Here is a 482-nt window from a genome sequence, read left to right as displayed (position 1 = left end):
ACGGAGCGCGCGAGCGGACGCACGGCGGCGCGCAGCGGGCGGGCGGGGCGCGCGAGCCGCCGGGGCGGCACGAGGACGGCGGTGGCGTTCACCCCGCCATCATGGCCCGCTCACCCGCCGCCCGGCTCCCCCGCACGGGGGAGACGGTCCCCCTCGGCGGGGGAGGCGGGGACGGGGGCCGGGCGCGAGGCTCACGGCATGACAGCGATCGAGGTACACGAACTCACCAAGGAGTACGGCGCGCGCCGCGTCCTGGACGGTCTCACCTTCTCTCTCGCCCCCGGCCGGATCACCGGCTTCCTCGGCCCCAACGGCTCCGGCAAGTCCACCACGCTGCGGCTGCTGCTCGGTCTCGCCCGCCCCACCTCGGGCACCGCTCTCGTCGACGGCCGCCCCTACCCCGCGCTCACGGCGCCGCTCCGCCGCGTCGGCGCCCTCCTGGACGCCGACGCCGCCCACCCCCGCCGCTCCGCCCGCGACCA

1 protein-coding gene is annotated in these 482 nt (G+C 78.8%); it reads left to right on the top strand.

Annotated features, from left to right (window positions below; translation table 11 throughout):
- Positions 1-198 precede the first annotated feature (198 nt).
- Positions 199-482, top strand: a 284-nt coding sequence (locus G3I42_RS02405) for an ATP-binding cassette domain-containing protein (RefSeq protein WP_164282192.1), incomplete at its 3' end; no start/stop codon positions are given.

This window comes from Streptomyces sp. SID11385, assembly GCF_010548245.1.
GTDB lineage: Bacteria > Actinomycetota > Actinomycetes > Streptomycetales > Streptomycetaceae > Streptomyces.
This window is presented reverse-complemented; position numbering and strand designations above follow the sequence as displayed.